1 protein-coding gene and 1 pseudogene are annotated in these 945 nt (G+C 49.3%); one reads left to right on the top strand and one right to left on the bottom strand.

What is annotated here, in order from left to right; translation table 11 throughout:
* On the top strand, positions 1-749 hold a 749-nt coding region (locus tag R7O13_RS24925), incomplete at its 5' end, for a LysR substrate-binding domain-containing protein (RefSeq protein WP_318304950.1).
* A gap of 89 nt (positions 750-838) precedes the next feature.
* On the opposite strand, the pseudogene R7O13_RS24920 reads toward R7O13_RS24925, so the two are convergent.
* Positions 839-945, bottom strand: a pseudogene (locus R7O13_RS24920) (oxidoreductase); the annotation flags it as partial.

Below are 945 nucleotides of genomic sequence, written 5' to 3'. Positions count from 1 at the left end.
CAACCCAAAAAGCGCTAGAAATTGATCGCTCTTTAGGTGAACCGTTGGAATCGCTGCGCCAATTGTTGTCGCCCGTCGAGTTCGATCCTCAGCAGTGCGATCAGACGTTCACTATCGCGACCACGGACTACGCTATGCAAACCATTCTGCCGTTTGCTTTACCGCGCATTTATCAAGAAGCGCCGAATGTGTCGTTTAACTTTTTGCCTTTGCAGCATGACCGTTTATCCGATCAGTTGACTTATGAAGGGGCCGATCTCGCCATTTGTCGCCCAACTGGCCCCGTAGAGCCGCTGCGTAGCGAGATTCTTGGTCGCGTTGGCGTGTTGTGTTTACTGTCCAAACAGCATCCTTTGGCGAATCAAGAGATGAGTTTGGACGACTATTTGAGCCACCCTCACGCGATGATTGCCATCAGTGACGGAGTGAAAGCGTTGATTGAGCAAGCTTTGATCGACAAGCCGCAACGCAAAATGGTGCTGCGTGCGTACCATTTAGAAGCTGCGCTGGCGAGTGTGGATACACTACCTATCATCATTACCGTTCCGGCAGATTTGGCGTATCTGGTTGCTGAGCGCTATGACCTAGTCGTAAAACCGTTGCCATTCCAATTTACGCCTTTTGATTATTCGATGATTTGGCATGCGCGCTGTGAGCATTCTCCTGCTCAAGAATGGCTGCGCTCCGTTGTGCGTGAAGAGTGCAGCAGGCTGATTGCGAAGCGAATCGAAGACATGGGATTGAACTGATAATAAAAGAGCCAGCAACGCTGGCTCTTTTTACGTGAAGTGCTGATTTGTAGCTTGATAACGATAGCTTTATAGCTACAGCTTGATGACTATAGCTTGATAACAATGCGACCGGTTACTTGGCCGTTGGTAATATCTTCGGCGTATTTTGGCGCTTCAGCGAGCTCTACTTCAGTACACGCTTGCTCGAAATAGC

This window comes from Vibrio sp. Y176 (genome assembly GCF_033438945.1).
The sequence above is the reverse complement of the archived record's forward strand: the minus strand, read 5'-3'. Positions and strand labels throughout refer to the sequence as shown.